Below are 25,613 nucleotides of genomic sequence, written 5' to 3'. Positions count from 1 at the left end.
AACAAATGGATAGAGTAAGGGTCTCATTCATATAAAACTGGGTATTGTAAATGGAAAATTCACCCATGCAAATATGGATTGCCACGTTCTGCACCTTGGCGATTTTAAATTGCCTTTTCTTGGTGGTTCTACTGCTCAAGAAAAGGCCTTACAATTCATCTGCGGACGGTCTTTTGGCCCTTTTGTTATTGGCCATATCGCTTAGAGTAAGCAAGTCCATCTTCTACTACTTGTATCCAGAGATCTCATCGTTTGCCATTTCGGTTGGATTGATGGGTAAGTTGGCCATAGGTCCGCTGTTGTTCTTGTACATGAAGACGAACCATTCCAACACAAAATTGGGAGGGTGGAATTTATTACATTTCATACCATCTTTTATCGCCATTACTATTGGATGGGCCTTGAACATCCCTGAACTTGCTTTGGGGTATTGGTCCGGCACACTGATTTTGGGTGTTTACCTTGCGGTGTCCTGGCGGAAGTACTTGCGGCAAAAGGATTCTGTGCAACAAAGCTCTGTTACTATCACCAAATCCTTCTTGGTTGCAGTAAGCATTGTATGGGCAACATTTGTGTTTCAAATCTTCTCTGGCGGAATTGAAATGTACACGCTTGGGACTCTAATGGCGTCAATAGTGCTGTATGGGTTGATTTTTAAGGTAGCTCTTTTTACGGTAAAAAAAGCCAAAACCAATGGGGCTAAAGCTGTTCTATCCCGACAAAAGTTGGAACGTGTAAAACGATTGATAGAAGAGCATTTTACCCATGAAAAGGTCTATCTTGATTCCAATATCAATCTCAACGAATTTTCCAAGTCTATAGAGCAACCGGCCTACGTGGTCTCGCATACCATCAACCAAGTATATGGTAAAAAGTTCCCTGAGTTTGTAAACTCATATCGAATTAAAGAGGTAAAACGCATATTACTGAACCAAGTCCTTTCAGATTATACCATTGAAGGTGTTGCTTATGAAGTGGGTTTTAATACCCCCTCTGCTTTTTATAATGCATTTAAAAAAGAAACTGGGTGCTCGCCCAAGGAATTCATTGGAAAAGAAAAGGAATATAGTATGCCTTGAACGTTTAGAGTAAAACTAAAAACGTATTTAACCCGAATATCCACTTTATCACAATAGATAAAGTACAATTAAGGAAACTTTACATACCAATATTTTTTTCAACATGGGTTGATTATACGAACCGAGATCAACATTAAAATTTACCCTAATGATTGTCCTCTTTCCAATAATCTAGAGAGTATTGATTAGATGAAATATCATATTTGAAGTCACTTTATCATCAACAAAAACAACGTCGAAATTAATGCGAGCAACTAGAAGAATCACTTTCATCTTCATGCTGATGGGTATGGGCCTATGCTCAGCACAGCATCAATCAAATGTTTACAGAAGTGAATACTACGCGGTTTTACCGTTTTGGGAATCACCGTATCAGCCTGTAAAAGGAGCGTGTCCCATCACCGAAAAAGAAGCCTTGAAACGCATTCATCTAAAGGTGGATTATAATGCGAACAACCAGGTAATCGCCACCCATGTTAAACTTGGTAATCATTATAAAGAGTTTGAAGGCCGGTTTGGAAACCTTAATATCAATGCACCACTTACCAAAATGGTTTATCATGGGAATGAAGAAATTCATACTTTTTTTGACCGTTTTAAGAATCAAATTGCTGTAATGGGAAACGTTTATCGCAAAACGTATGAAAAAGATGAGCAAGGGAGAAACATAGCTTTGACCTTTGCCGATGAAAATGGAGAGATGGCAGCTGATTGGTTTGGGGTGGTTCGTTATACATGGACACATGAGCCTGATGGCAGTATCATTGAGGAGCGTTTGGATAAAAATGGAAAAATTGTTCCATTACGGAGCGATTTCCAGTTTCTACGTACCAGGATGATGTTCAATGAACAAGGATATTTTGGAACAATCCAGAATATAGATTCAACGGGCAATCTGGTCAATACAGACAGTGGAGCGGCTGTGTTCCAATACTTCTATGACCAACAAGGTCGATTTAATCGTTGGGAGGTTTTTGACAAGGATGGGAAACGTGCGGTAGGACCCTCGCATACCTCTGGGGAGCAAAATACATGGTACCCATATGACCTAAGGGATATCACCTTCTTCAATCAAGAATTAAATCCTACGACCCATTGGTCCGGTGCCCAGCGTTGGCATTTTGAAATTGATGCATATGGGAACAAAACCTCTTTAGAATTTCAAAATAGTAAGGGAGAACCTATGAATGCCAATGGAGGATACGCAAAATACGTAGCGGAATGGACCTCTGATGGCCTACATTTGGTTTCAGAGTCTTATTTTGATAAAGACGGGGCAAAAACCGTTCATAAAATCGCTGGAATGCACCGCGTGGTTTATGTTAGGAACGCGGTTGGACTGATTACAGAAAAACGGTATTTGGGAACAAGTGACGAACTCATCAACAGAAATGATAATGGCATCGCTGTGGAAAAAATACAGTATGATGAAAATTATAGGAGGACGGGCACTTCATTTTTTGATAAACAAGGCAAACCCGTTCAAAATCCATGAACCATGGTTATATTTGAAAGTCATCAATTAAAAAATAATTACATGAGAAAACTGGCTGTTCTATTTTTTGTTTTATCCATCTTTTTGGTAAAAGCCCAAGATGCCGAAATTCCACAAAAAATGAAAGACTTGGCTTTTATGGAGGGTACTTGGTCTATTGAGAATTTTTCAAATAAAAAGGACAAAGGCTGGAGCAGTATTGGGTCTTCTTGGGCAAATATTATATTGGAGCATGATGGTAGATTCATCAAGGAGCAGGCAATGTATTTGACTGATTTTGGGGAAATCAACATGATTACCCATATTGGTTTTGATAGCAGAATTAATAGCTACAAGCTATCTGCCATGGACAAAGAATATGGCCTCATGGATATTTACTTTGGCGAATGGGTAGATGGTAACCTTATTTTCACAAATCTTGAATCCGATAAACCTGTAATCATGGGTGATGGTCAAGAGTTATCTTTTAGGCTTTCTTACATGGATGTGGAAAGTCATAAATTCACCCATATGGTGGAAGGAACTTTTGATAAGGGTAAAACATGGTTTCCTTTCTCCAAAAGTGTGTACACCAAATCAAAAGATTAAATTCCGATTCAACCGTATTCAAAAAACAAGCATCGGATAAGAGGAATTAAAAAGAGACGCCCATACAACGGTTCAACAAACAAGATGAGTAGCTGTAGCTGTGTTCCAAAGTCAATTAACCGAGTCTAAACTGTAGTAGAGCCATACATCTGAACAGCAATTCAGCTATATATGACCACTTGAGTTATAGAAATTAAACTTATCGCTTGAAAAGGGGTGATTCTTTTTACAATAAATGTTTCATCCATGAAACGATGTTAGTGCCGCTTGGCTCCAATGGTCTTTGGGAAGTACAGTTTCGTATACACCCATCGATTATTAGACAGATCATTGGATACCTAAATCCCTTTCAAGTTTAGGCTTTCTCCCTCGTCCGATTTAAGGGTACTTGCACAATCAGGGAGTTCATCTTGAAAATAGTTTTCCTTGCCGCTCATCTTATTTGTTGTTTTTTCCATTGAGATTTTCAATGACCTTTGCACTCACCCAGTAGATATTCGCTGACGGATTTGTTTCGTTCATATCTATTCTTTGGAAGACAAAATATTTACCATCCGCAGTAACGCTCCCATAAATATCATCATGTTCGGTATTGATGTGCTCGCCTAGGTTGACTGCTGGTCCCCACGAATCATCACTCTGGCGAAAACTAATGTAAAGGTCCGCTCCCCCAAAACCACCTTTTCGTTCACTGTCCCAAATCAAATAGCTTTCATCTGGTGCGATAAAAGGGTGCGCCGTCCATTTTCCAGAGTTGATATGTACTCCAAAAGGTATGGGCCTTTGACGTTTACCATGGACTACTCTTGAGTAGCGTAAAGTCCCAATTTCATCACGTTCATCAAAAACATAGGTGTCCGTGGATGAAACAGTTAGGCGCATAATGTTCATGTCTTGAAACGGGGGACCCAAGCTTATCATTTCTGACCATCCCTCATCTGTTCGCTCTCGATACGCATTTCCCAAATACATCTTTTTATTGTCAGAAGAGATAAAAACCTCCCCTTCACTTGAGGTTTCAATTTCTTGCGGGCCGACCCATTTGCCATCCTTATAGGCAACAAAGAGGTTTTTAGGTTTTTCTCCTGCGCGCTGTCTCAAAAAGTAAAATTCCTTGATGTTTGAAGAAAAAGTTCCTTCCACTTCAAAATGATCGGTAGAAACAATGCCCGGAGCAAAAAGTTCAGGAATCAAACCAGGGGCCTTTAGTCCAAAATAGGTTTCTTCTACAGTCTGTTCTCCAGAAACATCCTCCTTTTCATCTGGTTTTAGAGTTTTAATTTGGGCTTTCTGCTGGGCATTATGCTGTTTAGGCTCCCAAGCGTTTATACTCTTATTTCTTAAGCGGATTGCTCTTTGTGTAGCACAACCTTCCAATACCATGGGTAAAAACGCCAATATGGTAAGGAGTGCAATACAATGGAATATTTGTCTAAAAAATCTCATTTCATCTTTTCTTCGAACGTTCACTGCATTTTTCTTTTTTACGGACTTCATTCTATTTTGACTTATGAATCGGCAACAGTTTTAAAGGATGTTTGTGCCATGGGATTTAAGTTTAAAGCATTTTTAAATTGATTGCGTCCTAGTTTTTGGCAACGTCCAAGCAATGATTGTAATTGCCAACAATGCCAAAGTTTCCATAGCCATAAAAAAGATATCGTCCATATCTGCAGTGCTCAAGGTTGTAGAAAAACCAATAAGCATCACGGAAACTGCAAACAAATTTGCCCATTTGTTCAACTTGCCATCTAAAATTCTTGAAAGTACCACCATGAGAATTGGAATTTCAAGGATAAATCCGAAAATGAGAAGGAGTTCTTCATTGATATTCGAGGATAAAATATTTTCGATATAACTCTTTTTGGCCAATTCATGAAGGTCTCTAAAAATCATATTTAGAAGAACAAAAATCCATAGGGTGGACATTAAAGACCTAGGGTTTTCTTTAAGCATTTTCATTGGTATTGATTAAGGGGCAAAAATGCTAATTGAAAAATTGAAATTCATTGACCTGAGTCAAGAAATGGCAAGGCTTAAAAGTTTTTAGGGGTTTTGGGGAGCGATCAGCTTTCTTGAATACAATCGCTTACGGATCCTGCTCAACGATTCCGGCTTAATTCCCAAATAACTGGCCAACATATATTGGGGAACACGGTTTGCCAAGTCAGGTCTGTCCTCCAAAAGCTTCAAGTATCGCTTTTCTGGAGAAAGATTTTTAAAACTATCGGCAATTATCTGCTTCTTTGCTGACAAGGTATCTCCAATCTTTAAGAATGCAGGAATAAAATGCGGAAAATCTCTAAGGAATCGCTCTGTTCTTTCTTCCGTTCCTGTTGAAATAATACTGGGTTCCACGCAAGACAAATAATACTTGGAAGGTTTTTTTGTGGCGTAACTAACAGGGGCAATAGGGTCGTTTTCCGTATAGAATTCCATAATCTTCTCTTCCCCATCTTCCAAATAATACCTTTTAACACAGCCCTTTAACACCAAAAAGCATTCCTTGGCAAGTTGTCCTTCCTTTAAAAGAATATCTCCTTTGGCATAATCACGGATTATATTCTCTTCTTTTATCAACTGAATTTCTTCTTCACTTAATGATATATATTGAGAAAAGTAATCAACTAGTAAATTATCCGTACCCATCTTGAAGCTCTCTTGTGTTTGGCCATCGTTATTCTCCGATTGGTAAGTTACAATTAATGTTTCAACTGTAAATTTAAACAGATCAAGTTTTCATGTTTTTCTTGAATTATAATTTAATCCAGTGCCATGGTCACATCGGATGATTTTACAGAAGCTCTACAATGGAAAGGGCCTTCCAATCGAAGACCCTTTGGGCTATTTTAAGGCCGTGCTTCCTTAGTAGATTTAACGAAGTAATGACCCTCAATGCTACTTTTCCATCAAATTCCAAGATATAGCGTGTTATAAGAAGGGGATTCACAGCAATACCTTTCGTAAATTAAAAGATGCATCAAATAGTCCCATCTAAAGTTTCGGTCTTTCTGTTTCCAACAAATATGGAAACCTCGCCTGTTAAAGTGATCTTATTAATTACACCCACGCCAATAGCAGTAGCATAGATCACTGAACCATGTATCGGTTTATCAAAAGTCGGGTTGATAATAGTTACCGATTAGCTCATAGCACTTTTCTTTTTAGTAAGCATACCAACTAGTTTGTTTATTTTTTACTTTTATCATATGGCAAGAGATGGTAGACCAACTAGGAACAAAATACTCGCAGAGTCAAAGGAACTCGTCTTTGAAAAAGGCTTTGCTGGTACAAGTATTGATCAAATACTGGACAGGACGGGGATAACTAAAGGTGCTTTCTTTTATCATTTTAAAACCAAAAGTGCCTTGGCCAAAGCTTTGATAGAAGAATTTGCCCAGGATGATATGGGCCACATGGAAGCTGCTTTGAAGAAAACGGAACACTTGAAAGGAGCTCCCCTTGAGAGGTTATCGCAATTTGTGCAGGAATTTATTGACTTAATGTCCGACTTGTCTAGCCCCCCGAGTTGTTTGTATGCGTCATACACCTATGAGCCAGACCAATTTGATAAAGAGGTATTGGATACGGTTGAAGAGGCAATCCTTAAATGGAAGGAAACCTTCAAGACCTTGTTGAAAGCCGTACTGCAAGAATATGATTTAAAAATGGAAACGAATATAGATGAATTGGCCAATAATTTCTTTGTAACATTTGAGGGTTCTTTCGTTATTTCGAGGGCCCTGAAGGACCCCTCAATTACAGCGAAACAGTTACAGCTCTTAAAAAACCATTTTCAACTTTTATTCGAAAGAAAGGTTTCATAACACAAGAAGAATCAAAGCTTAGGTTAGATTTACGGTTCATTTAAACGCTCGTAAAACGTTCACATATTCTTGGTTACAGACCTTTGCCTCCCGAACCACTAAAGTGATGAAGCTGGACGGTGCTTCCAACAATGCAGTTTCCACCCTAGTATTTGTCTTTACTTCCCAAAAGCCATGACATATTTTTATTTCACCTCTTCCTTCAAGGTAAACCTGTAGATGTATTTCTCCTGTTATCTATCTCAGATGTTCAGCTTGAATGCTTAAAACGTAAATACCTGTCCGGAACATTCTTATCATAGAAGATGTAATTCTGCCACCGTAAAAACCCATGTAATTTTAGAAAAACAAAAAATATAACAGACTAGTTTGTATAGTTAATCAAAAAATATAATATTTGTACCATCTAGTCTGTATAATTTCATGTATCAACATTCATGGAAAGTACTGTAAATCAATTACCCAATGCTAATGTTTCGGGATATTACCAAGCATAAATAGTTCCTGTCTCTTACAAGAACTCCTAAATCAAATAAAAAAGTAAATATCAAACCGTAAAACATAATACATGGAATCCATTAAAAACAAAATAGTTTACTACGTAGCAACTTCATTGGATGGTTATATATGTGGAGAGGATGAAGATATAAGCGGCTTTGTTGCAGAAGGCGATGGGGTACAGAAATATATCTCGGATTTAAATGATTATAAAACGGTGATCATGGGGAGAAAGACCTATGAGTTTGGCTATAAATTCGGGTTGAAGCCTGGAGGAGCACCATACCCCCACATGAACCACCATATATTTTCCGATTCACTCCACTTTGATGACCAGGAAAACAATGTCCATATCAACAAGCTCGAATTGAATCAAATAGACAGTATTAAAGCTAAATCGCCCACTGATGTTTACTTATGTGGAGGCGGCGTTTTTGCCGGATGGCTGCTCGACAACGAAAGAATTGACATTCTGAAATTGAAAATCAACCCATTTCTATTGGGAACAGGGACGAAATTATTTGGTAGTTCCAAGAAATCTGTTCAATTGGAATTGCTCGGTTCCGAAACCTTCGATGGTGGTTTATTAATCAACACCTATAAAATCAAATACTAAAACAATGAGTACAACAAAGCAAGATACCGACTACAAGACAAATCGCATAAGAGGACCTCTAAATTCGTGGATGTTCAAAGTGCTTTCTGGATACTTGGACCATCTATTTGGAAAGTCCAAGAGAACACTCTTCAAAGACCACCCTGATACCGTCGTTGAAATTGGACCGGGGGCTGGTGCCAACATGAGATATTTAAGAAAAGGAACCCGTTTAATCGCTATTGAGCCCAACGTTCATATGCATAACAACTTGAAGAAAGCTGCAAAAAAATATGGAATTAATCTGGACATAAGAACTATAAAAGGTGAATCAATTGACCTAGAAGACAATTCATGTGATTTTGTGGTCAGCACACTGGTTCTATGCACGGTAAGTGACCCAGAGCAGTGTCTGCAACAAGTAAAACGGATTTTAAAACCTTCTGGAACTTTTGTTTTTATTGAACATGTAAAGGCACGGGACAACAGTTTTCTATCCCTATTTCAAAAATTGGTACACAGACCATGGCATTGGTTTTTTGAAGGTTGCCACACAAACAGGGATACCCAATCCGTATTGGAGTCCAGTGGTTTCAGTAGCTTAGAGCTGATTCCATACAACCTGTATTCACCATTTATCCCTATAATTCCCCAAATAAGGGGAAGAGCCATCAAATAAATGCCCCAGAATCAATAGTTTAATAAAAAAGTTATGAAGACAAATGCAACTGCATTAGACCGAAGGGATTTCATTAAGAAGTCTTCGTTTCTTCCATTTGGATTGAACGGGATGTGGCTCATGTCCCAAGCAAGGTTTGATGCCCACAGTGTTAGTGCTGATAACATAAATATTTTTGGCCACCGGGAGGGTTTCTCTCCACAAATAGGAATCTTGGTTTCAATGTTGGACTGGATGCGGGCAGAGATTCTTTTGCCCATCCAGGGACTTAGCATGGAAGATCTGGATTATCTGCTTGATGAGTCCGCCAATTCCATTGGGTCGATGTTATTGCATTTGGCTGCAACGGAACGGTTCTATCAATTGCACACTTTTGAGAACAAGAAATGGGGGCATTGGGACAAAACCGATAAGGATGAGTGGAGCATAGCTTCCAGTTTGGGAGCTAAAGCACGTCAATCAATTAAAGGAAACGATTTGGATTTTTATTTGGACAAACTGAAGACAGTACGAGAAAATACCATGAAGGAACTGGCCGATAGAGACGATGATTGGCTAATGAAGGTCGACCCCCATTGGTATTGGGGACCAACAAATAATTATTGCAAATGGTTTCACGTATGCGAACATGAATCCAACCATGGCGGACAAATCAAATTTTTGGTAAATAGATTGCCTAAGGGACTAACAAAGAGTTCAATGGATTAATAGAGGGTCCTTTCATTCCAAGCCATAGTACCAAAATCAAGGAAGTAATTATATGCTTTTTTTGCCCACAGGTTCATATCCATCCGTTGGATTTGATGTTTTTGCATATTTGGACTGGGGTTAGGTTGCTGGATTTTGAAGTAATCGCACCTGTGATAATCGTCAATTTTATCGTTTGTCTTTTAAATAATAGATAAATATCAATCAATTACAACATCTTCACCAGAAGTACAGTGGCCACAACCCAAAGCAACAGCGACAGTATACCGCCAATAATCAAAAAGTGTTTGAATTTATAATTACCGATACTGTACACAAGGGTATTGGTTTGATAGCCCACCGGAGTAAAAAAACTAAAATTGGCCGCGAATATCACAGCGAGAATAAATGGTTTAAAGTCAAGGTTCATGCCCTGTGCCACGGAAATGGCAATCGGTGTCATTATAATGGCCGTTGCATTGTTGCTGACCACCCCACTCATCACCATGGTCACAAAAAACAAGGTGCCAATGGCCATAAAATTGGGTTGGCCACCTAAAAAGTTCAACAACTCCTTGGATACCCAAACATCGGCACCCGAATTGTGCATGGCCACACCAAGGGGAATCATTCCAGCCAAAAGAAAGAAAATTTGCCAGTTCACTTTTTTATAAACTGTGTTCAGGTCCAAGTTTTTTGTCAGCAACAGAAGGCAGACACCAGTCAACGCACTTAACATAATCGAAAGAAGGCCAGAAGCGGCCAAAGCTATCACCAACAACAATATGGCCAAGGAAAAATATCTTCTAAAACGGGAGGCTTGGTTCTTGGTTTCAAATTCTTGTAAAACAACCACATTTTCCAGAGCCTCCAAAGCACGGATATTTTGCTTTTCCACCTGTACCAATATCCTATCCCCGGGTTTTAAGGCCAATTTATCCATACTACTACGAATGTACCTCTCTTTTATATTCGTGAGCGTCTTCCGTTTTTTTATGGCAAGGGGAACCGCATCTTGTAGCATCGAATATCGGATGTTGCCCAATGTCTTCCCAAGGAAGGGTGAACCGGGAAGCATCAATAGCTGTACAAAGACCTGCTCCCATTCGTTGGACCCACTCTCCCTCTCTTGTCCCTCTTCGAGTGAAGATTCAAAAAGGTTTTTCTTTTCGTGCAAACTCAGGTTTTCCGATTTGTTGAGTCTGGACAGATTCTGCAGGTCGCAAATCAACAAGATTTCATCTCCCGTTTTTAAGGTTATGTATTTTCCAGGGGAATTGTGCGCTTTGTTGTTTCTAGTGAGCTTCAACAATGAAATTTCTGGGTTTTCAAAGAGAAAGGTCTCTTCGATTTTTTTTCCTACCATTTGCGATCCTTCATTGATCCGAACAGTGGTTATATAATTGTTCAGGTCGTAATCCTCATCAATATTTTTGCTTTTTCCCCAAGGTAGCCATCGTAAGGCAAGGGTTAGATAGACTATTGATATGGAGAGAAAAACCAAACCTAAAAGTGTGAATTCAAAAAATGTCAATTTCTCCATACCTAGATTTATAGATACTGAATTGACAATCAAATTTGTTGAAGTACCCATCAAGGTACACGATCCTCCAAGGATTCCTGCAAACGAAATAGGCAACAGTAGTTTGGATTTTGGGATTTTGAATTTTTCGGAAAGTTGGTTTGTTATCTTGATAAAAACGATAACCACCGCCGTGGTGCTGATAAAGGCTGAGATACCTGCGGTAACGAACATGAAAATTGGCGCCATAAAATATAGAGGAAGTGATTTTACCCTTCCCATGCCCGAAGTCAACCAATTAATCACCCCATTTTCCTCCATTGCAATGGCCAATATCATAAGTGACAAGACAGCGATTGTAGCACTGTTCGAGAAACCGCTTATCGCTTCCTCAGGAGTGACAAGCCCCAATAAAGCAAGGGAAACAATGATGAAAAAGGCAATTTTATCAACCGGAAATACCTCAAATGCAAAAAGGATCACTGTGGTCAGCAATACAAGAAACACAAGAATGATTTCGGTAGTCATAAATAATTAATTTGCCATGATTAAGGTAGAAATTGTTTAATGAAATATGTTGAAATTTGAGATTATAATTCAAATGGGGCATTTTAATATTCTTTTAAGCTAACTTTTGGGCTTAACCGGAAAAACAGGACTTAGTCGAAGAGGGCGATTTGGGAATTGAATGGTCTAAACTAATCTTTACCAACAATTCTTTATTTTAGGAAAATTGTAGGGAGAGAAGAGGTATTAGTAGATGTGTTAAACAAAAAAATAACTGTTAATCGATTGATTAACAGTTATTTTAAGTTTATCTAAATTAAGACTCGTCGGGATGACTGAATCATCGACGAAATCTTATCTTGTTGAATATTATTATTTTAACACTGCAATCTTGAAGGTATTCCCGTTAAGAACACGGAAAGCAATAAACAACTTTTGAACACAAATCTCATGTGTTTAACTATCTATAAATATAATAATATTTATGCTGTTTGTTTTCAGCCATGAATATTTTTATAGAATAAATCTTCTTGATATGAATAGACTTTGATACTTAAAGCGAACAGCCTTTCTTGGTACTTCTTTTCCCCTGTATATTTAAAGGTTGAGTGATTTTCCATACTTTAATGATTATCAGGGACTATTTTACCTAACTTGTGCAATAGATGCATTTGCATCTTAAGGCTACCATTGCTTTTGCTGGCAAGTTCGCAACGCAACTTGCCATATCCACTTGACGTTACACAACATTTATAACATGAATAGAGTTATAATTTTTTTTTCGATCATAATAGTTAACGTCTCTTTACATGCACAAAATAAGCTTTCCTATTTTCTAAACTATAAAACAAGTTCAAACAAGGCTGTTGTTGAAGTAAATTTTGATTCATTTGCAACCAAAGATGTTAAACTGGTAATTCCAAGAAGTGCACCGGGAACCTATATTCTGACCAACTATATGGCCTTTGTTGATAATGTTATCGGTTATACCACTACAGGAAAGCAATTATCAGGGATGATAGGGGACGGAAGCTTCTTTACATTTGGAGAAAGTAATGACCTTCTGAATAAAGTGAGTTATACCGTCGACATACAAAAAATGGAAATTGATTTATTGGATGCCTCTTCGAGTTCCAAAGCCAGAGAAGACTTTCTTGGACTGTTCGGGTATTCCGTGTTCGGATTTATTGAAGGTCTTGAAAGCGAAGCAATCAATCTAACGATCAAAACCGATTCTTCATGGCCTATTTTTAGTACTCTCTGCCCCGACACCAAAAGAAAATATGGCATGGATAATTATGGGGTAGAGAACTATGCCGTACTAGTTGATGCTCAGTATCTCTTAGGAAAGGGCGTTCAGGTGATTCGTGTTGAAGAAGCACAAATTCCCTTATTTGTAGCGGCCTATAGTGAGAGTGAGACAACCATTGATTTGGAAAGCATTGGAAATACAGCCTTATTGTCGCTGCAGAAACTGGCTGATTATTTCGGATACGTTCCTATGCCTCATTACACCTTAGTTTATGAGTTTTTAACACCTATTTCAGAGAGACATGACTATGGTTTTAATATGGAACATTTAAATAGCATGACGGCGCACCGAGATATTTCAAAGGAATTTTATCCCAATAGAGATTTGGGAACAATCATACATCATATGGGACATTCATGGGTTCCATTAAGGTCCTGGGGGGAAGGATACCGCCCATTTGCATGGCAGGTGGCGCCCCTGATAGAGACAATCTGGCTAAACGAAGGATTTATATGGTATGTTTCTTTCCAAGAAATCCTCACTAACGAGGAAAGGTTAAACTGGTGGAAGACCACCGTGGACAATGCTCCGGATTTTATTAAAGCCAAATCCTTAAAGGAATTATCTCTTTTGGGTTCGACCCAATATGCCTCTGATTTTAGAATAGGGAAAAATCTTTTTTCAAGGGGAGCTTTAATGGCTTATGATCTAGATGAGTATATTCAAAAACAAACCAACGGGAAAAAATCCTTTAAGGATGCTATTCTTGGATTGCTCAGTTGGTCAAATGAAAATCAAAGAGCATTTAAATACAATGAGATTGAATCTATAATGTCTCAGGCTACTGGTGTGGATTTAAGTCCGGTATGGAACAAATGGCAAAATGCCCCGGAATAGTTGAAATGATATGTAACAGTAGCTACATGTCAATAGGCTCAATTCCTTGGCTACTACATGTAGCCAGTTCGTTAGCTATAAATTAAAACATGAAAAAACAATTTTACTTTTTACTGTGTCTCATATTTATATGCAGTTGCACACAAAATAAGCCAACTGATGTGATTGTACTAAAAAATGCCACCATTTATAATGGAAAAGGTGACGTAATTAAAAACGGAATAATTATTATCCAAGGTGGTACAATAGTAGAGATTGGCGATAAAACGGTAAACATTCCAAAATCAGTTGAAATAATTGATATTACTGGGAAATTTGTTACACCTGGACTGATAGATTCTCATATTCATTTTGCTCAAACTGGATTTTTTGATGCAAGACCAAACGTTGTGGATTTAAGAGATTATTTTGATTTTGACGAACTTCAAAATGATTTAAAAAACAATCCTCAATCTTATTATGATGCTTATTTACGTTCCGGTGTTATGGGTGTTTATGACGTAGGTGGGTTTTTATGGAGCATTACACGACAGAAAGAAGCTGAAAACAATTATAAAGCACCTCATGTAGCTGCATCAGGACCATTACTTTCTGGTGTTGATGAAACACGACTTGACTACTTTAATACCTCAGACGCAAAACAAATGGTGTATTTGTCATCGCCAGAAATGGGAAGGGAAACCGTAAAACAATACAGTAAACTAGGTTCTACAGGGATTAAAATTTGGGGGGTTATGCTAAAGGACTCCTCTTTTATGAAAAGCCTACAAGCGGTTGCGGATGAAACCCATAACCAAAACAATAAACTCATTGTTCATGCCACAAGTTTAGACCAAGCAAAAGAAGCGTTACGACTTGGTGCTAAGATTCTGGTACATAGTGTTGATGATAAAGAGGTAGATGAAGAATTTATACAATTGGCCCTAAAGAATGATATTATCTACCTACCAACAATAACTGTAACTAGAGGTTATTTAGAAGCATTTAAATCCTTTAAGGAAAAACGTGATTTTGATGATGCTAATAATGCATTGGATGTTCGTGCAAAAACTTTTTTAGAAACAAGCACTGACTATTTAGATAAGCTACCAAAAGATTTTAATCTTGAAGAACGCATAAGCTTATTAAAGAATCTATGTCTTAGAACCGAACCTATAATGATGCTCAACTTGAAAAAAGTGCATGAATCTGGAATACGGGTTGCAGTGGCTACGGACGCAGGGAATCCGGGCACTTTTCATGGAATATCCATATACGATGAAATGGAAATTATGCAAAAAGCAGGAATTGAACCCAAGGATATCATAATAATGGCTACACAAAATGGTGCCATAGCAATGGAGAGAGCTAATGATTTTGGAACCTTGGAAAAAGGAAAGTTCGCTAATCTTATCATTCTAGAAGAAGACCCAGCAATTGATATTACCAACTTTCGCTCAATAACCCATGTCATGAGATCCGGAGTTATAAATCCTATTCACAATGAATAAAATACCTGTCTACTGTTTTACTTTGATTTTTATGGTTGCCTGTCAACCGAAGGCCAAAGAAAAATTTGATTTACTAATTATCAACGCTTCGGTTATTGATGTAGAGAGTGGAAAGGTTTTACCTGGGAAGTTGATAGGTATCAACAACGACACTATTCAATTGGTCGCCAATATGGCATCCGCAGATAGGTATGAGTCCAATCAAATTATCAATGCCAAAGAAAAGTTTGTCATGCCGGGCTTGTGGGATAATCATGTTCATTTTAGAGGTGGTGATTCCTTGATCAACGAAAATAAAGACTTATTGCCTCTATTTATTGCCCATGGTGTGACCACTGTTAGGGATATGGGAGGTGATATTTCACAAAGGGTACTGCAATGGAGAAATGAAATAAGGGAAGGTCAACTGACCGGACCCAATATTTTCACTTCAGGACCAAAGCTTGACGGTGCCGATCCGTTTTGGGTCGGATCAATTCCAATCGGCAAGTTAGAAGATATCCTACCTGCTTTGGATTCACTGGAAGACCTAAAAGTCGATTTTGTGAAAATCTATGCCAGTTCACTATCTCCAGAACTATATTACCGTATTATATCAGCGTGCGAAAAGCGCGGTCTTAAAGTAACAGGACATATACCCTTGTCCGCAGATCATTTTAAAGCTGTTGAATTGGGCCTTGATGGTGTTGAACACCTTTTTTCTTTTCTAAGCCTTGCCTCTCCTATTGGGGATAGTTTAAGACAACAAAACCTAGGTTTTGGTATGTTCCCACAAATTCTTGAAACCTATGATGAAGATCTCGCAAGAGATGCTATTGCCAAACTGGCTTCAGAGGATTTCTATGTCACCCCAACTTTATATGTTTCACAAGTGATTATGCAACTGGACAAAATGGATCCTACTGTGGATAGCCTTTTACCGCTGATAGGACTTGGCATTCAAAAAACCTATGAAAGAAGAATAAAGCAAGCCCAAAACAGAAGTCGTGAAGGAAAGCAATTGATTCATGATATGGACATTAGGGAACGGAGCTTGGTGTTACCGATGTATCAAGCGGGTATAACTATTCTAGCTGGATCAGATTGTGGCCCATCCAATTCGTATGTTTATCCTGGGGCTGCTTTACATAGCGAATTGGCATTACTAGTTGAAACGGGACTCACGTCTAAGGAGGCTTTATCAACGTCAGTCATAAGCGGTCCAAAGTTCTTTGGACTTGAGGAATATTATGGTGGCATTGAAGTTGGCAAAGTGGCTCATATAATTATGCTCACTGAGAATCCTCTTGAGAACATTGAAAATATTGGAAGTATAGACTTGGTCTTGAAAGGAAATACTATTTATGATCGAAGTAAACTTAGTGCATTGAAAGCATCTCTAAAAACGCAATGAATATCAGAATTCGTCCTTTTTTACATTTATTATAGCTTTATAACGTTGCGCTCGATAAAATCAAAAAAGGCCACTGACTAAGTTAGCAGTCTTTTGCTTGATGGTCGGTGTGGCAGGCCCATCTCTATGAACATAAATAGTTGATTTTCAATTTTTTACACCGTTAACTAAGACCAGTTAACCGAACCCTGAACCGTGTTCAAATCGGCACATCCAGAGGCAAAACTTATGGGAGTTTTACACCACTAATTTAGGCATTTTTTTGATAAGCAACGAAGTAAGGTTCAATGTATCTAATAGATAAATCAATTCCTTTTTACCATGAAAAATCTTGCTCTATTGCTTTCATTAATTTCTTTAGTAATCAATCAGTCTTGTGATAGCACAGATGAAGAAATTGACCTTCAAGGAAACAACCTTTTTGAACTTCAATATATCAATGCAGGAATGTCGGGAGAAATCATCGAGAAGAAGGATTTGGAGTTTAACGAATTCATTGAGCTTTCTTCTGACAATCAATTTGTCAAAAGAAGGGTGTACCCGGACAGTACCAGTATTGCCAAAGGTAGTTACCGTTTAATCGAATCAGATGACTCGAAGCATTATGAATTCGAGTATGAAGAAGACAGTTATTTAATTCAAAATTGTGGAATTTCTCTTAAAGAGCATATCTCTATTTTGAACACTAAGGAAATATTTAATGGAGGTTACCTTCCATGTGATGGTCCAGGTTTTGGATATAGATTAGCCAACCAATGATTACTGGTTTCTATCAAGAAACATCTGTTTTACCATTGTAGTCATGAAGAAGCTCCTATTAATAATATAGTATGCAATAAGAATACTAGAAAAAACATTCCATTTTATTCTTTTCTGAAAATTAAGATAAGGCATATGTCTCTGAAAAGCCCTAAAATTTAAAATTCACATTCTTCCTTTCGATATTAACAAATATTACTATGACTATTTCGATAAAGTTAATTAATTTGCGCTAAACGCAAATTAATTAGGGGGTATCGAAATTAATAGACTTAAGGTAGTTCTTGCCGAAACTAAAAGGAAAAATAAGTGGCTAGCCGAACAGATAGGCAAAGATGAATCCACTATTTCTCAGTGGTGCACTAATTCGAGGCAACCGTCATTGGAGAATCTTCATAAAGTAGCCTTGGCTTTGGATATCGATATAAGAGAATTGTTAAATCCAACTAAAGTAGTTACCACTAAATGAGTGAAAAAAGAACATATATTGATCTCTTCGCTGGATGTGGTGGACTATCTCTTGGACTGAATCAATCTGGGTGGAAAGGTATATTTGCAATTGAGAAAAGCCCTTTTGCTTTTTCTACACTCAAACATAATCTTATCGATAATTTAAACCATTTTGATTGGCCGTTTTGGCTTGATCAAAAGGAGCATGATATCAATGAAGTTTTGAAGGGGTATGCAAATGAACTTTATGAATTAAGGGGAAAAGTTGATTTAGTAGCAGGTGGACCACCTTGCCAAGGTTTTTCCACAGCAGGAAGAAGAATTGAAAATGACAAAAGGAATGAATTAATTCATTCTTACATAAAATTCATACGAGTTGTTCAACCTAAGATTATTTTCTTTGAAAATGTCAAGGGATTTACACAACGCTTTCAAAGGAATAAAAGTAAAGGTCTGAAGTATTCTGAATTAGTTGAAAAATCTTTGAGACGCTCGGGTAAGAATTTTATCGGATATGATGTTGCTGGTGAACTAATTAATTTTTCAGATTTCGGTATCCCTCAAAAAAGAACTCGCTTTATATTAGTTGGTATTCGAAAAGATATAGAAATTGAAAAATCATGTACCCCATCAAATTTCTTTGATAAACTTTTTGCAAACAAAGAGACTTTTTTGATAAATAAAGGAATTGGCTTAAATACATCCCTAAAAGATGCCATTTCGGATTTATTATTTCAACATGGTGAAGTTGAAAGTCCGGATTCAAAAGGTTTTAAATCCGCTCAATATGGAAAAATTGAATCCAATTATCAAACTTTCTTAAGAGGTGAGAATGAAAATAATATTCCAGATAGCCATAGGTTTTCAAATCACGGAGAAAATACTATTAGTCTATTTGAAAACTTAATAGAGAATGCACCGCGAGGAAAAAAATTAGAGGGTAAAATAAAAAAGATTTTTAATATCAAGAAGCGAGGCATTACAGTACTTTCTGAAGGTGATAAGGCACCAACTTTAACGAGTCATCCAGACGATTATGTCCACTATTCGGAACCCAGAATTCTGACCGTCCGTGAATATGCCAGAATACAGTCTTTTCCTGATTGGTATGCTTTTAAAGAAAAGTATACAACAGGAGGCCATCTGAGAAGAACAGAGGTTCCCAGATATACACAAATCGGAAATGCAATTCCACCCCTTTTTGGTGAGCAAGCTGGGTTAGCTTTAAAAGATTTTATCAATGCCTAATTCAGAAACTTTTAAAATAAGTGCCGCCCTTAAAGACTTAATTGGCAAGGAACTAATAACAGATGAATTCGTTGCCGTTTTTGAATTAGTCAAGAATTCTTTTGATGCAAACGCAACCAAGGTAGAAGTCCGTTTTGAAAACAATCATGACCACCCAAAATCGGATAAGATTATAATTTCTGATAATGGCAAGGGGATGAATTACGATGACCTTAAAAACAAGTGGCTCTTTGTTGCCTATTCCGCAAAACGACTTGGTAAAGAGAATGATGATTATCGCGACAAAATAAAAGTCAACAGGATTTTCGCCGGTGCTAAAGGGGTTGGTCGTTTTTCTTGTGATAGACTTGGCCGATACCTGAACATGGTAACAATAAAAGATGAAGCCAACCCCAAAATCGAAAACTTAAAGGTTAACTGGGAAGACTTCGAAAATTCAGATGAAGAGGAGTTCGTAAACATAAATGTTTCTCATGACCGCCTAAAAACATCCAATTTTAAATATAAACATGGTACATCATTAGAGATTTCAGGTTTAAGAGATGATTGGGACAGGGAGAGAATTTTAAGCCTTAAAAGATCCTTAGTCAAGTTAATAAACCCAAATCAAGAAAATGATAGTCAGAACTTTTCAATAGAAATTGTGGCAGAGGACGAAAAACCAATTGATCTTCTGCCCAACAAAAAAAATGAGAAAAGGAGTGACTGGGAAATTGTTAATGGGACTATAAGGAATTCGGTTTTTGAAACACTGGAGATAAAAACATCCAACATACTAGTCAACATTTCAGAGGACGGAAAATATATTGAAACTACTCTTCAAGACAGAGGAGATCTTATTTACTACTTGAAAGAGAAAAACCCATTTCAAGAACTGCATAATATTAAAGTTTATCTATTTCAACTCAATTATAAGGCTAAGCAGAATTTTCATAGAATAATGGGAATGCGCTCCGTTGAATACGGCTCAGTATTTATGTACAAGAATGGGTTCAGGGTATATCCCTTTGGGGAGGAAGGGGAGGACATTCTTCTTATTGATAGAAGAAAACAACAGGGTTACAATAGATTTCTAGGAACTAGAGATTTAATAGGTAGAATAGAAATTGATGGAGATCAGCCGGAACTTAGAGAAATCACAAGCCGTGATGGTGGTCTGGTTAAAACTAGTACCTATTATCAACTTGTAGATTTTTTTTATGAGTATGTACTAAAACGACTAGAAAACTATGTTGTAAATGTAATTAGGTGGGGGGATGAAAAATTAATAAAGGAAACCGGTGAATTACTTCCCGAACTCTGGCCAAAAGATGTCAAAGTAGAAATACTCGGAATTATTGCAGGATTTATTAACTCCAAGAATATAATTGACATTCAATATGACAAGGACTTTCTTGAGATAATATCCGAAAAACAGAACAAGAGTGTCGATAAAATAGTTAAAAACATCACTAATGTTGCTGAAAAATCAGGCAACCCAGACCTTATTAAGGAGGCCAAGAAAATTGAAAAAGCAATAAAAGAAACTAAGGAGGATTCAAAAAAAGCGCAGGTCAAGGCAGCCAATGAAGAAAAACTTAGAAAGGAGTCTGAAGAAAAGCTAGAATATGTAATAGGTCAAAACAATTTTCTTAAAGATGAAATAAGTGATGATACCAAAAATCTAGAAAGCATTCTTCACCATATAGGTCTTACAACCAACTTCATTCGGATGGATATAGAAGATTTGGTCAAATCGATAAATAGAGGTGATAATAAAGATAAAATCTTACAAATAGTAAAGCGTATAAGTTCTGAGAACCTTAAAGTAACCTCATTTGCTAAGTACTTCAAAAAGGTGAATTTTAATATTCATTCAAATAAGGTCAAGAAGGATATTGTGGCCTTTATTAATGAATATATTGAAAATGTATATCGTAAAAGAGAAGATTTAATAAGCAATCGTGAGCTTTTAAACGTAAATTTTGATGTTCCGAAAACCTTAAAGTTCACGATGGAGTTCAATCCAATAGACTTAATAATTATTATAGATAACCTTACGAATAACTCCTTGAAAAATGGAGCAAAATCGATTCATATTACATGGGTAGAAATCAACAAGCAAGAAACTTTACTTAAATTTTCAGATGACGGCAAAGGAGTAAAAGATAGTATTGTTGATCAAATATTCGATTTTGGATTCACAACAACTAGAGGTTCAGGACTTGGTCTTTACCATATTCGAGATATCATGAAAAAAATGAAATCCACCATAGAGGTAAACAACAATATTAAACCTGGGGTTGAATTCCTTTTAACTTTTAAGAAGTAATATGCAACTACATTACAACATTCTATGGATTGATAACGATCTACCCGAATACATAGAAAGAGGACAAATAGAAAGGCTCAACGATTTCCTTTCCGATTTGGGGTTTGAACCAAATGTCGTTACCCTCTTTGATGAAAAAGAACTTGATGACCATCTCAAAAAAACAAAGTTTGATTTGATTGTTTCGGATTATCAGTTGGACAATACAACTGGAGACAAAATAATTGAGAATATAAGGGATAAGTACCTTACTGAAATTCTTTTTTATTCTGCAAAGGTAAATTTTAGAGATGATCAAGAAGTAAAAAATAGGCTCGCATTTCTTGACAGAATTAGTTTTCACACTGGGAGAGACACACTTCTCGAACGAATCGAGAAACTCATAGAATTAACTTTAGAGAAATTATTGGACCTTAATGCAACCAGAGGAATTATAACCTCGGCAACCAGTGAACTCGATGTAACAATTGAAGGACTAACTCATTACGTACTTATAGAAAAACTGAAAAAATCAGAAAAAGAATTATCCTCAATAGTCGAAGAATATGTTTCTGACTTCTTAGAAAAGAGTCCTGAAAATTTTAGAGGTAAACTTGCAGAAATGGGGTTTAAAAATGTATTTGGGTTAATTGAAGCAAACAGAAAATGGCAGATTTTCAGAAAGGCAATCAAAGAATTTAAATCTTTAAATGATGACCAGATTTTAACCGAATTTTTGAACCAAAATAAAACCTATTTTACTGAAATAATTGATATCAGAAATAAGTTTGCTCACGCAAAGGCAGAAGAAAAAGAGGGTAAGCTAGTTCTAAAAGGGCAATATGGAAAAGAAGATTTTGAATTCGACATCGACTCCTGTGTCCAAATTAGGAAATCAATTATTGCGCATAAAAATAATTTTGACAAATTGAAAGTTCATTTTGGAATCTAATCAATAATAGTCGCGAATACATCTTACAATTTTTTCATTTTAACTCAACGTTCTTTCTTGAGTAGCTGGTTTATTTCATCCAAAAACTCCCCTTCTTCAAATGGCAAAAGTTGTGTGACCAATTCCAAAGTCTTCCGTATATCCTCGCCCGGTTGTTTTACGCTTGGTGGGGAATATGGGTCGCCTTGGGTCGCCAAAATGCACACATTGATCAAAGCCTCTATCGTGTCGAAAAGATCCAAGTATCCATCCAATAAAACAAAAGACGGTCTGAACTTACCTTTTTGTAGATTGGTTGGCTCCAGTACCTCCAACTTATATCTTGCGGATTTCATTATTTTTTTCAATTCCTTTTTGCTCTTTTTCATTGCTATCGCTTTACTCGTTGTTTTCTTAAATTAGCCCTCTTCTTTGGCTTTCTTTTCTTCCCGATAAAATAGGTTCAAATGATCCATCAAAGCCTCTTCCCCAACTGGCATCAATCGGTTGGCTATGGTCATCGCTTGATGAATGAATTCCTCTTCGTTCCTGTCCATTAAATCGTCCGACCCCAATTCGGGATTTATTGCCCTCATGGAAAGGTATATCAATGCGCGAACGCTAAGCAAAAGGTCGGCGTGGCCGTCAAGATAAAAGAACGTGGGTTGGAACTTATCCTTGAACCATGGATGGGGAACCAAGGTAGGGGAATGGTCATTTGAGTGAAGTCTCAAATCCTTTATTAGCTTTTCTTCATTCGGGTTCATTGATTTTTTGTTCCTTAACAATCCTGAAAGATTGTTCCTCAACTGTTGAATCTCTTCCAAGGTCTTTAGCTTTTTATTCTTCTTCATAGTATGCTATTTTGGATTCATGATTGTATTTCGGTTCCGAAAGCAGTTTGCTGATCTTATCGAGAAATCTCATCTCATCATGGGGTATCATATCCAATACATATCCAAGCACTTCACGTATAATATGCTCCGGCTCTGGAACCACCCGATTGGATGACATATCAGATTCCATTGCCGTAATACATACCTTTATCAAATTGGAAATCATGAATGAAGAGTCCAAATAGCCCTCTGTGGTGATGTCTATGGTCTTGTGTCCGTTAAAGGACATCAAAGTTATAAAGTGTTCTTCCTCCCAATCTTTCAGTATTTCCCATAGGGATTCTTCAGGTTCATACCCATTATTATGGGCTTCAATTTGGGTTTCATCGGTGGAATCCTCCTCGCCCTCAATCCTATGCTTACAATGGTCAAAGTGCCTGATATAAACGGCTTGCACCTTTTCAATAAATTCCCTTAGTTCGGATTGGATGGTCTGAGTCTGAGTTTTGTCTATTTCAAATTCATTGCCGTAACGTGCTACACTATAGGCATGTTCCAATAGAAGCAGTAGTTCATTGTTGTCCAATTCCGATGTTTTGGAAAACGGAATAATCGTTGGAAAGTAATGCCTGCAATAGTTGATATGGCTGATGATGCTATGGGTAACTTTACTTCTTCCAATGCACATCTGCTCTATAAAACGGAAAGCAAGCTCAAAGGCTTGGTGCATGTTGAAGGTGGCAATGGCAAAGTCCCCTTCCTTTATCAATATGTCGGCAGTATCGGCAAAGGTTTTTACCTTCTTCATTTCCGAATCATAATAGCGTGAAGTTCTTTTGATGATATTGGTCAGAGTCATTTCAGGATAGTCCAAATAGTTTGCACCCTCCATGCGAGCATATACCGTATCCCCAAGGCAGCAGTGTTCCAAGAAATAGAGCGACCCACGCGAAAGACCTATCTCGGATTGTTCCTCGGTATAGATCCTTATCCTGAAATCGGGATGCTCTTTCCCAAGCTTTGACACTAATGCCAGTATCTCATTTGGAATGGGATCGTTATCGACATCGGTAAAGAGTGTTAGAATATGATAAGTGGAATTGCCCTCTATTTGCTTTCTTGACAAAAAGACGGCATCAATCGTAATCACGTTCAGTATGCTGTCGATCAAATTGGAGAGTTCATCCGCTCTTTCAAAGTTTTCCGATATGTTTGTGTGATACTTCATGTGTTCGTGGTTTAAAGGGTTCGTGAATCACTGACCATATTAAGGCCACATTCCAAAGTACCCCACCATAAACACTTGTACTTTATTGAAACTGTTTTGTATTTTACAATCGAATTATTGTACGAAACACCCTATATTTGAGATATGCAGACAAAGACCAAGAACAACCATATAGGCAGAAAGATCAGTAGGATCAGGGAACTCCGTGGAATGAAGCAGGAAACCCTTGCTGAACAATTGGGCATCAGCCAACAGGCCATTTCGAACATTGAAAATAGTGAAAAGGTGGATGATGCCAAGTTGGAAGAGATTGCTTCAGTACTTGGAGTAACCAAAGAAGGGATTGAGAATTTCTCTGAAGAAGCTGTATTTAATATTATCAATAACACTTTTAAGGATAATAGTTCTAACAATAACAATTATCTCTGTACCATTAATCCAATTGAGAAAATAATTGAACTTTATGAGCGCCTTGTTCAGGCTGAAAAAGAAAAGGTGGCGTCTTTAGAAAAACAGTTGAATAAAGACTGATATGCCTAGCTCAGTAAATTAGTTTGGCAAGTTTTGGGACCTTTGCAGCACTTCACTTTACTTCGTTCGCACTTTAATTTTTCTCTCATTTATAATAGGGTTAATGCGACCATATTAAATAAAATCTTGACGTGATAAAGATTCCTTGATAATACAGGAGTTTAGTTTTTCCGTACACTTAATTGGTTCACCATTTAGACCTTTAATATACCTATATTGAGGTTAGGGTTTTAGGGGCCGATTGACAGTTTTTCCTCCTTTTACCGAAACTCCAATTTTTGAAAACTTGAAAATTCCTACATTTATATAAGTTCAAATAAACGATGAAGTTTGGGATTTTTAATCATTGAAATAAAATAGAACCATTTAAATCACAAGAATTAGATGAATTACAATAATGTTTTAAAAACAATCATTTTTCTACTAGTTCCATTGTATATGGTTTTTGGTCAAAATGAAGATAGAAAAAAACCAGTGTTAGGAGAGTGGTCAGCATATAAGAAAACTGATTTGGATGGAGGTGATGGCAGTGACATGACGTTAAATGGACAACCTTATACAATTAAGTTAGAACTATTGTTTTTAGATAATGGCAAGGCTTATTTTAATAATGGCGAGGGCAAAATCGAAACAAGTTATTCATTGAAGGGAGACACATTAAAAGTTTCCCGTTTCACCTATTCTATTGTTAATGCTACCTTGGATGAATTGGTGTTAAAAGAAGAAAGGTTTTTGGGAAAGCTTATTTACCTCAATAGGGTGAGATAAAATCCAAAATCAAATAAATAAGTTGACAAGAAGTTCAAATAAACGATTGTGAAGCACTCTACA

General features: G+C 37.2%; 24 protein-coding genes. 17 read left to right on the top strand and 7 right to left on the bottom strand.

The genetic code is table 11. The features are described 5' to 3' along the window. Positions 1-50 precede the first annotated feature (50 nt). The 3 genes from ACFOWS_RS06435 (at position 51) to ACFOWS_RS06425 (ending at position 3,162) form a co-directional block, all read left to right on the top strand. The gene (locus ACFOWS_RS06435) at positions 51-1,079 is read left to right on the top strand and encodes a helix-turn-helix domain-containing protein (RefSeq protein ID WP_379763118.1); all 1,029 of its coding nucleotides are present in this window, start codon (positions 51-53) and stop codon (positions 1,077-1,079) included. A 244-nt stretch (positions 1,080-1,323) separates the two neighbouring features. Beyond that, positions 1,324-2,574, top strand: a complete 1,251-nt coding sequence (locus ACFOWS_RS06430; protein ID WP_379763117.1) for a hypothetical protein — start codon at positions 1,324-1,326, stop codon at positions 2,572-2,574. A 42-nt stretch (positions 2,575-2,616) separates the two neighbouring features. Next, positions 2,617-3,162: a hypothetical protein gene (locus tag ACFOWS_RS06425; RefSeq protein WP_379763116.1), complete on the top strand. Its 546-nt coding sequence runs from the start codon at positions 2,617-2,619 to the stop codon at positions 3,160-3,162. Positions 3,163-3,600: 438 nt separating this feature from the next. Here the strand turns inward: ACFOWS_RS06425 and ACFOWS_RS06420 are convergent, their stop codons facing one another. The 3 genes from ACFOWS_RS06420 to ACFOWS_RS06410 all read right to left on the bottom strand — a co-directional run bounded on the left by ACFOWS_RS06420 (position 3,601) and on the right by ACFOWS_RS06410 (position 5,811). Continuing rightward, positions 3,601-4,659 (bottom strand): hypothetical protein, encoded by a 1,059-nt coding sequence (locus ACFOWS_RS06420; protein WP_379763115.1) that lies wholly within the window; start codon positions 4,657-4,659, stop codon positions 3,601-3,603. A 72-nt stretch (positions 4,660-4,731) separates the two neighbouring features. Next, complete coding sequence (locus ACFOWS_RS06415; protein WP_379763114.1) at positions 4,732-5,124, bottom strand: DUF6326 family protein; 393 nt, start codon at positions 5,122-5,124, stop codon at positions 4,732-4,734. A gap of 84 nt (positions 5,125-5,208) precedes the next feature. Continuing rightward, entirely contained in the window at positions 5,209-5,811 is a 603-nt protein-coding gene (locus ACFOWS_RS06410; RefSeq protein WP_379763113.1) for a Crp/Fnr family transcriptional regulator, read from the bottom strand. 560 nt (positions 5,812-6,371) lie between these two features. Here ACFOWS_RS06410 and ACFOWS_RS06405 point away from each other — a divergent pair. From ACFOWS_RS06405 to ACFOWS_RS06390, 4 genes are all read left to right on the top strand, one after another. Next, positions 6,372-6,989 (top strand): TetR/AcrR family transcriptional regulator, encoded by a 618-nt coding sequence (locus ACFOWS_RS06405; RefSeq protein ID WP_379763112.1) that lies wholly within the window; start codon positions 6,372-6,374, stop codon positions 6,987-6,989. 568 nt (positions 6,990-7,557) lie between these two features. Next, positions 7,558-8,103, top strand: a complete 546-nt coding sequence (locus ACFOWS_RS06400) for a dihydrofolate reductase family protein (protein WP_379763111.1) — start codon at positions 7,558-7,560, stop codon at positions 8,101-8,103. A gap of 4 nt (positions 8,104-8,107) precedes the next feature. Next, positions 8,108-8,761 carry a class I SAM-dependent methyltransferase gene (locus ACFOWS_RS06395; RefSeq protein ID WP_379763110.1) on the top strand — a complete coding sequence of 218 codons (654 nt, stop codon included), beginning with the start codon at positions 8,108-8,110 and terminating at the stop codon, positions 8,759-8,761. 33 nt (positions 8,762-8,794) lie between these two features. Next, positions 8,795-9,469 carry a DinB family protein gene (locus ACFOWS_RS06390; protein WP_379763109.1) on the top strand — a complete coding sequence of 225 codons (675 nt, stop codon included), beginning with the start codon at positions 8,795-8,797 and terminating at the stop codon, positions 9,467-9,469. Positions 9,470-9,677: 208 nt separating this feature from the next. Here ACFOWS_RS06390 and ACFOWS_RS06385 read toward each other — a convergent pair whose 3' ends face one another. Continuing rightward, entirely contained in the window at positions 9,678-11,498 is a 1,821-nt protein-coding gene (locus tag ACFOWS_RS06385) for an SLC13 family permease (protein ID WP_379763107.1), read from the bottom strand. Between the two features lie 736 nt (positions 11,499-12,234). Here ACFOWS_RS06385 and ACFOWS_RS06380 point away from each other — a divergent pair. The 8 genes from ACFOWS_RS06380 to ACFOWS_RS06345 all read left to right on the top strand — a co-directional run bounded on the left by ACFOWS_RS06380 (position 12,235) and on the right by ACFOWS_RS06345 (position 22,208). Beyond that, positions 12,235-13,626 carry a M61 family metallopeptidase gene (locus tag ACFOWS_RS06380; RefSeq protein WP_379763106.1) on the top strand — a complete coding sequence of 464 codons (1,392 nt, stop codon included), beginning with the start codon at positions 12,235-12,237 and terminating at the stop codon, positions 13,624-13,626. Positions 13,627-13,715: 89 nt separating this feature from the next. Next, complete coding sequence (locus ACFOWS_RS06375; RefSeq protein ID WP_379763105.1) at positions 13,716-15,116, top strand: amidohydrolase family protein; 1,401 nt, start codon at positions 13,716-13,718, stop codon at positions 15,114-15,116. Further along, on the top strand, positions 15,109-16,509 hold the full coding sequence (locus tag ACFOWS_RS06370) for an amidohydrolase family protein (RefSeq protein WP_379763104.1): 1,401 nt from the start codon (positions 15,109-15,111) through the stop codon (positions 16,507-16,509). The genes ACFOWS_RS06375 and ACFOWS_RS06370 overlap by 8 nt, the downstream gene beginning before the upstream one ends. 321 nt (positions 16,510-16,830) lie before the next feature. Beyond that, positions 16,831-17,268, top strand: coding sequence for a hypothetical protein (locus ACFOWS_RS06365; protein WP_379763103.1), 438 nt, complete (start codon positions 16,831-16,833; stop codon positions 17,266-17,268). Between the two features lie 256 nt (positions 17,269-17,524). Beyond that, positions 17,525-17,737, top strand: coding sequence for a helix-turn-helix transcriptional regulator (locus ACFOWS_RS06360; RefSeq protein WP_379764490.1), 213 nt, complete (start codon positions 17,525-17,527; stop codon positions 17,735-17,737). Next, positions 17,734-18,966 carry a DNA cytosine methyltransferase gene (locus tag ACFOWS_RS06355; RefSeq protein WP_379763102.1) on the top strand — a complete coding sequence of 411 codons (1,233 nt, stop codon included), beginning with the start codon at positions 17,734-17,736 and terminating at the stop codon, positions 18,964-18,966. The genes ACFOWS_RS06360 and ACFOWS_RS06355 overlap by 4 nt, the downstream gene beginning before the upstream one ends. Continuing rightward, positions 18,959-21,277 (top strand): ATP-binding protein, encoded by a 2,319-nt coding sequence (locus ACFOWS_RS06350; protein ID WP_379763101.1) that lies wholly within the window; start codon positions 18,959-18,961, stop codon positions 21,275-21,277. The genes ACFOWS_RS06355 and ACFOWS_RS06350 overlap by 8 nt, the downstream gene beginning before the upstream one ends. A 1-nt stretch (position 21,278) precedes the next feature. Next, positions 21,279-22,208: a hypothetical protein gene (locus tag ACFOWS_RS06345; RefSeq protein WP_379763100.1), complete on the top strand. Its 930-nt coding sequence runs from the start codon at positions 21,279-21,281 to the stop codon at positions 22,206-22,208. Positions 22,209-22,252: 44 nt separating this feature from the next. On the opposite strand, the gene ACFOWS_RS06340 is transcribed toward ACFOWS_RS06345, so the two are convergent. Genes ACFOWS_RS06340 through ACFOWS_RS06330 form a run of 3 tightly spaced genes read right to left on the bottom strand, consistent with a single transcriptional unit; the run spans position 22,253 to position 24,251 of the window. Next, positions 22,253-22,576 (bottom strand): hypothetical protein, encoded by a 324-nt coding sequence (locus ACFOWS_RS06340; RefSeq protein WP_379763099.1) that lies wholly within the window; start codon positions 22,574-22,576, stop codon positions 22,253-22,255. 30 nt (positions 22,577-22,606) lie between these two features. Next, positions 22,607-23,041, bottom strand: coding sequence for a hypothetical protein (locus tag ACFOWS_RS06335; RefSeq protein WP_379763098.1), 435 nt, complete (start codon positions 23,039-23,041; stop codon positions 22,607-22,609). Beyond that, the gene (locus ACFOWS_RS06330; protein WP_379763097.1) at positions 23,028-24,251 is read right to left on the bottom strand and encodes a HEPN domain-containing protein; all 1,224 of its coding nucleotides are present in this window, start codon (positions 24,249-24,251) and stop codon (positions 23,028-23,030) included. Before ACFOWS_RS06330 ends, ACFOWS_RS06335 begins: the two co-directional genes overlap by 14 nt. A 144-nt stretch (positions 24,252-24,395) precedes the next feature. On the opposite strand from ACFOWS_RS06330, the gene ACFOWS_RS06325 reads away from it, so the two are divergent. Next, positions 24,396-24,782 (top strand): helix-turn-helix domain-containing protein, encoded by a 387-nt coding sequence (locus ACFOWS_RS06325; RefSeq protein WP_379763096.1) that lies wholly within the window; start codon positions 24,396-24,398, stop codon positions 24,780-24,782. Between the two features lie 384 nt (positions 24,783-25,166). After that, positions 25,167-25,550, top strand: coding sequence for a hypothetical protein (locus ACFOWS_RS06320; protein WP_379763095.1), 384 nt, complete (start codon positions 25,167-25,169; stop codon positions 25,548-25,550). Positions 25,551-25,613: the final 63 nt, after the last annotated feature.

The organism is Flagellimonas marina (genome assembly GCF_042651185.1).
Classification (GTDB): Bacteria; Bacteroidota; Bacteroidia; order Flavobacteriales; family Flavobacteriaceae; genus Flagellimonas; species Flagellimonas marina.
This window is presented reverse-complemented; position numbering and strand designations above follow the sequence as displayed.

Coding starts and splice junctions, on each gene's coding strand:
- ACFOWS_RS06435 (WP_379763118.1), top strand. CDS start 51: ATGGAAAATTCACCCATGCAAATATGGATTGCCACGTTCTGCACCTTG.
- ACFOWS_RS06430 (WP_379763117.1), top strand. CDS start 1,324: ATGCGAGCAACTAGAAGAATCACTTTCATCTTCATGCTGATGGGTATG.
- ACFOWS_RS06425 (WP_379763116.1), top strand. CDS start 2,617: ATGAGAAAACTGGCTGTTCTATTTTTTGTTTTATCCATCTTTTTGGTA.
- ACFOWS_RS06420 (WP_379763115.1), bottom strand. CDS start 4,659: ATGAAGTCCGTAAAAAAGAAAAATGCAGTGAACGTTCGAAGAAAAGAT.
- ACFOWS_RS06415 (WP_379763114.1), bottom strand. CDS start 5,124: ATGAAAATGCTTAAAGAAAACCCTAGGTCTTTAATGTCCACCCTATGG.
- ACFOWS_RS06410 (WP_379763113.1), bottom strand. CDS start 5,811: ATGGGTACGGATAATTTACTAGTTGATTACTTTTCTCAATATATATCA.
- ACFOWS_RS06405 (WP_379763112.1), top strand. CDS start 6,372: ATGGCAAGAGATGGTAGACCAACTAGGAACAAAATACTCGCAGAGTCA.
- ACFOWS_RS06400 (WP_379763111.1), top strand. CDS start 7,558: ATGGAATCCATTAAAAACAAAATAGTTTACTACGTAGCAACTTCATTG.
- ACFOWS_RS06395 (WP_379763110.1), top strand. CDS start 8,108: ATGAGTACAACAAAGCAAGATACCGACTACAAGACAAATCGCATAAGA.
- ACFOWS_RS06390 (WP_379763109.1), top strand. CDS start 8,795: ATGAAGACAAATGCAACTGCATTAGACCGAAGGGATTTCATTAAGAAG.
- ACFOWS_RS06385 (WP_379763107.1), bottom strand. CDS start 11,498: ATGACTACCGAAATCATTCTTGTGTTTCTTGTATTGCTGACCACAGTG.
- ACFOWS_RS06380 (WP_379763106.1), top strand. CDS start 12,235: ATGAATAGAGTTATAATTTTTTTTTCGATCATAATAGTTAACGTCTCT.
- ACFOWS_RS06375 (WP_379763105.1), top strand. CDS start 13,716: ATGAAAAAACAATTTTACTTTTTACTGTGTCTCATATTTATATGCAGT.
- ACFOWS_RS06370 (WP_379763104.1), top strand. CDS start 15,109: ATGAATAAAATACCTGTCTACTGTTTTACTTTGATTTTTATGGTTGCC.
- ACFOWS_RS06365 (WP_379763103.1), top strand. CDS start 16,831: ATGAAAAATCTTGCTCTATTGCTTTCATTAATTTCTTTAGTAATCAAT.
- ACFOWS_RS06355 (WP_379763102.1), top strand. CDS start 17,734: ATGAGTGAAAAAAGAACATATATTGATCTCTTCGCTGGATGTGGTGGA.
- ACFOWS_RS06350 (WP_379763101.1), top strand. CDS start 18,959: ATGCCTAATTCAGAAACTTTTAAAATAAGTGCCGCCCTTAAAGACTTA.
- ACFOWS_RS06345 (WP_379763100.1), top strand. CDS start 21,279: ATGCAACTACATTACAACATTCTATGGATTGATAACGATCTACCCGAA.
- ACFOWS_RS06340 (WP_379763099.1), bottom strand. CDS start 22,576: ATGAAAAAGAGCAAAAAGGAATTGAAAAAAATAATGAAATCCGCAAGA.
- ACFOWS_RS06335 (WP_379763098.1), bottom strand. CDS start 23,041: ATGAAGAAGAATAAAAAGCTAAAGACCTTGGAAGAGATTCAACAGTTG.
- ACFOWS_RS06330 (WP_379763097.1), bottom strand. CDS start 24,251: ATGAAGTATCACACAAACATATCGGAAAACTTTGAAAGAGCGGATGAA.
- ACFOWS_RS06325 (WP_379763096.1), top strand. CDS start 24,396: ATGCAGACAAAGACCAAGAACAACCATATAGGCAGAAAGATCAGTAGG.
- ACFOWS_RS06320 (WP_379763095.1), top strand. CDS start 25,167: ATGAATTACAATAATGTTTTAAAAACAATCATTTTTCTACTAGTTCCA.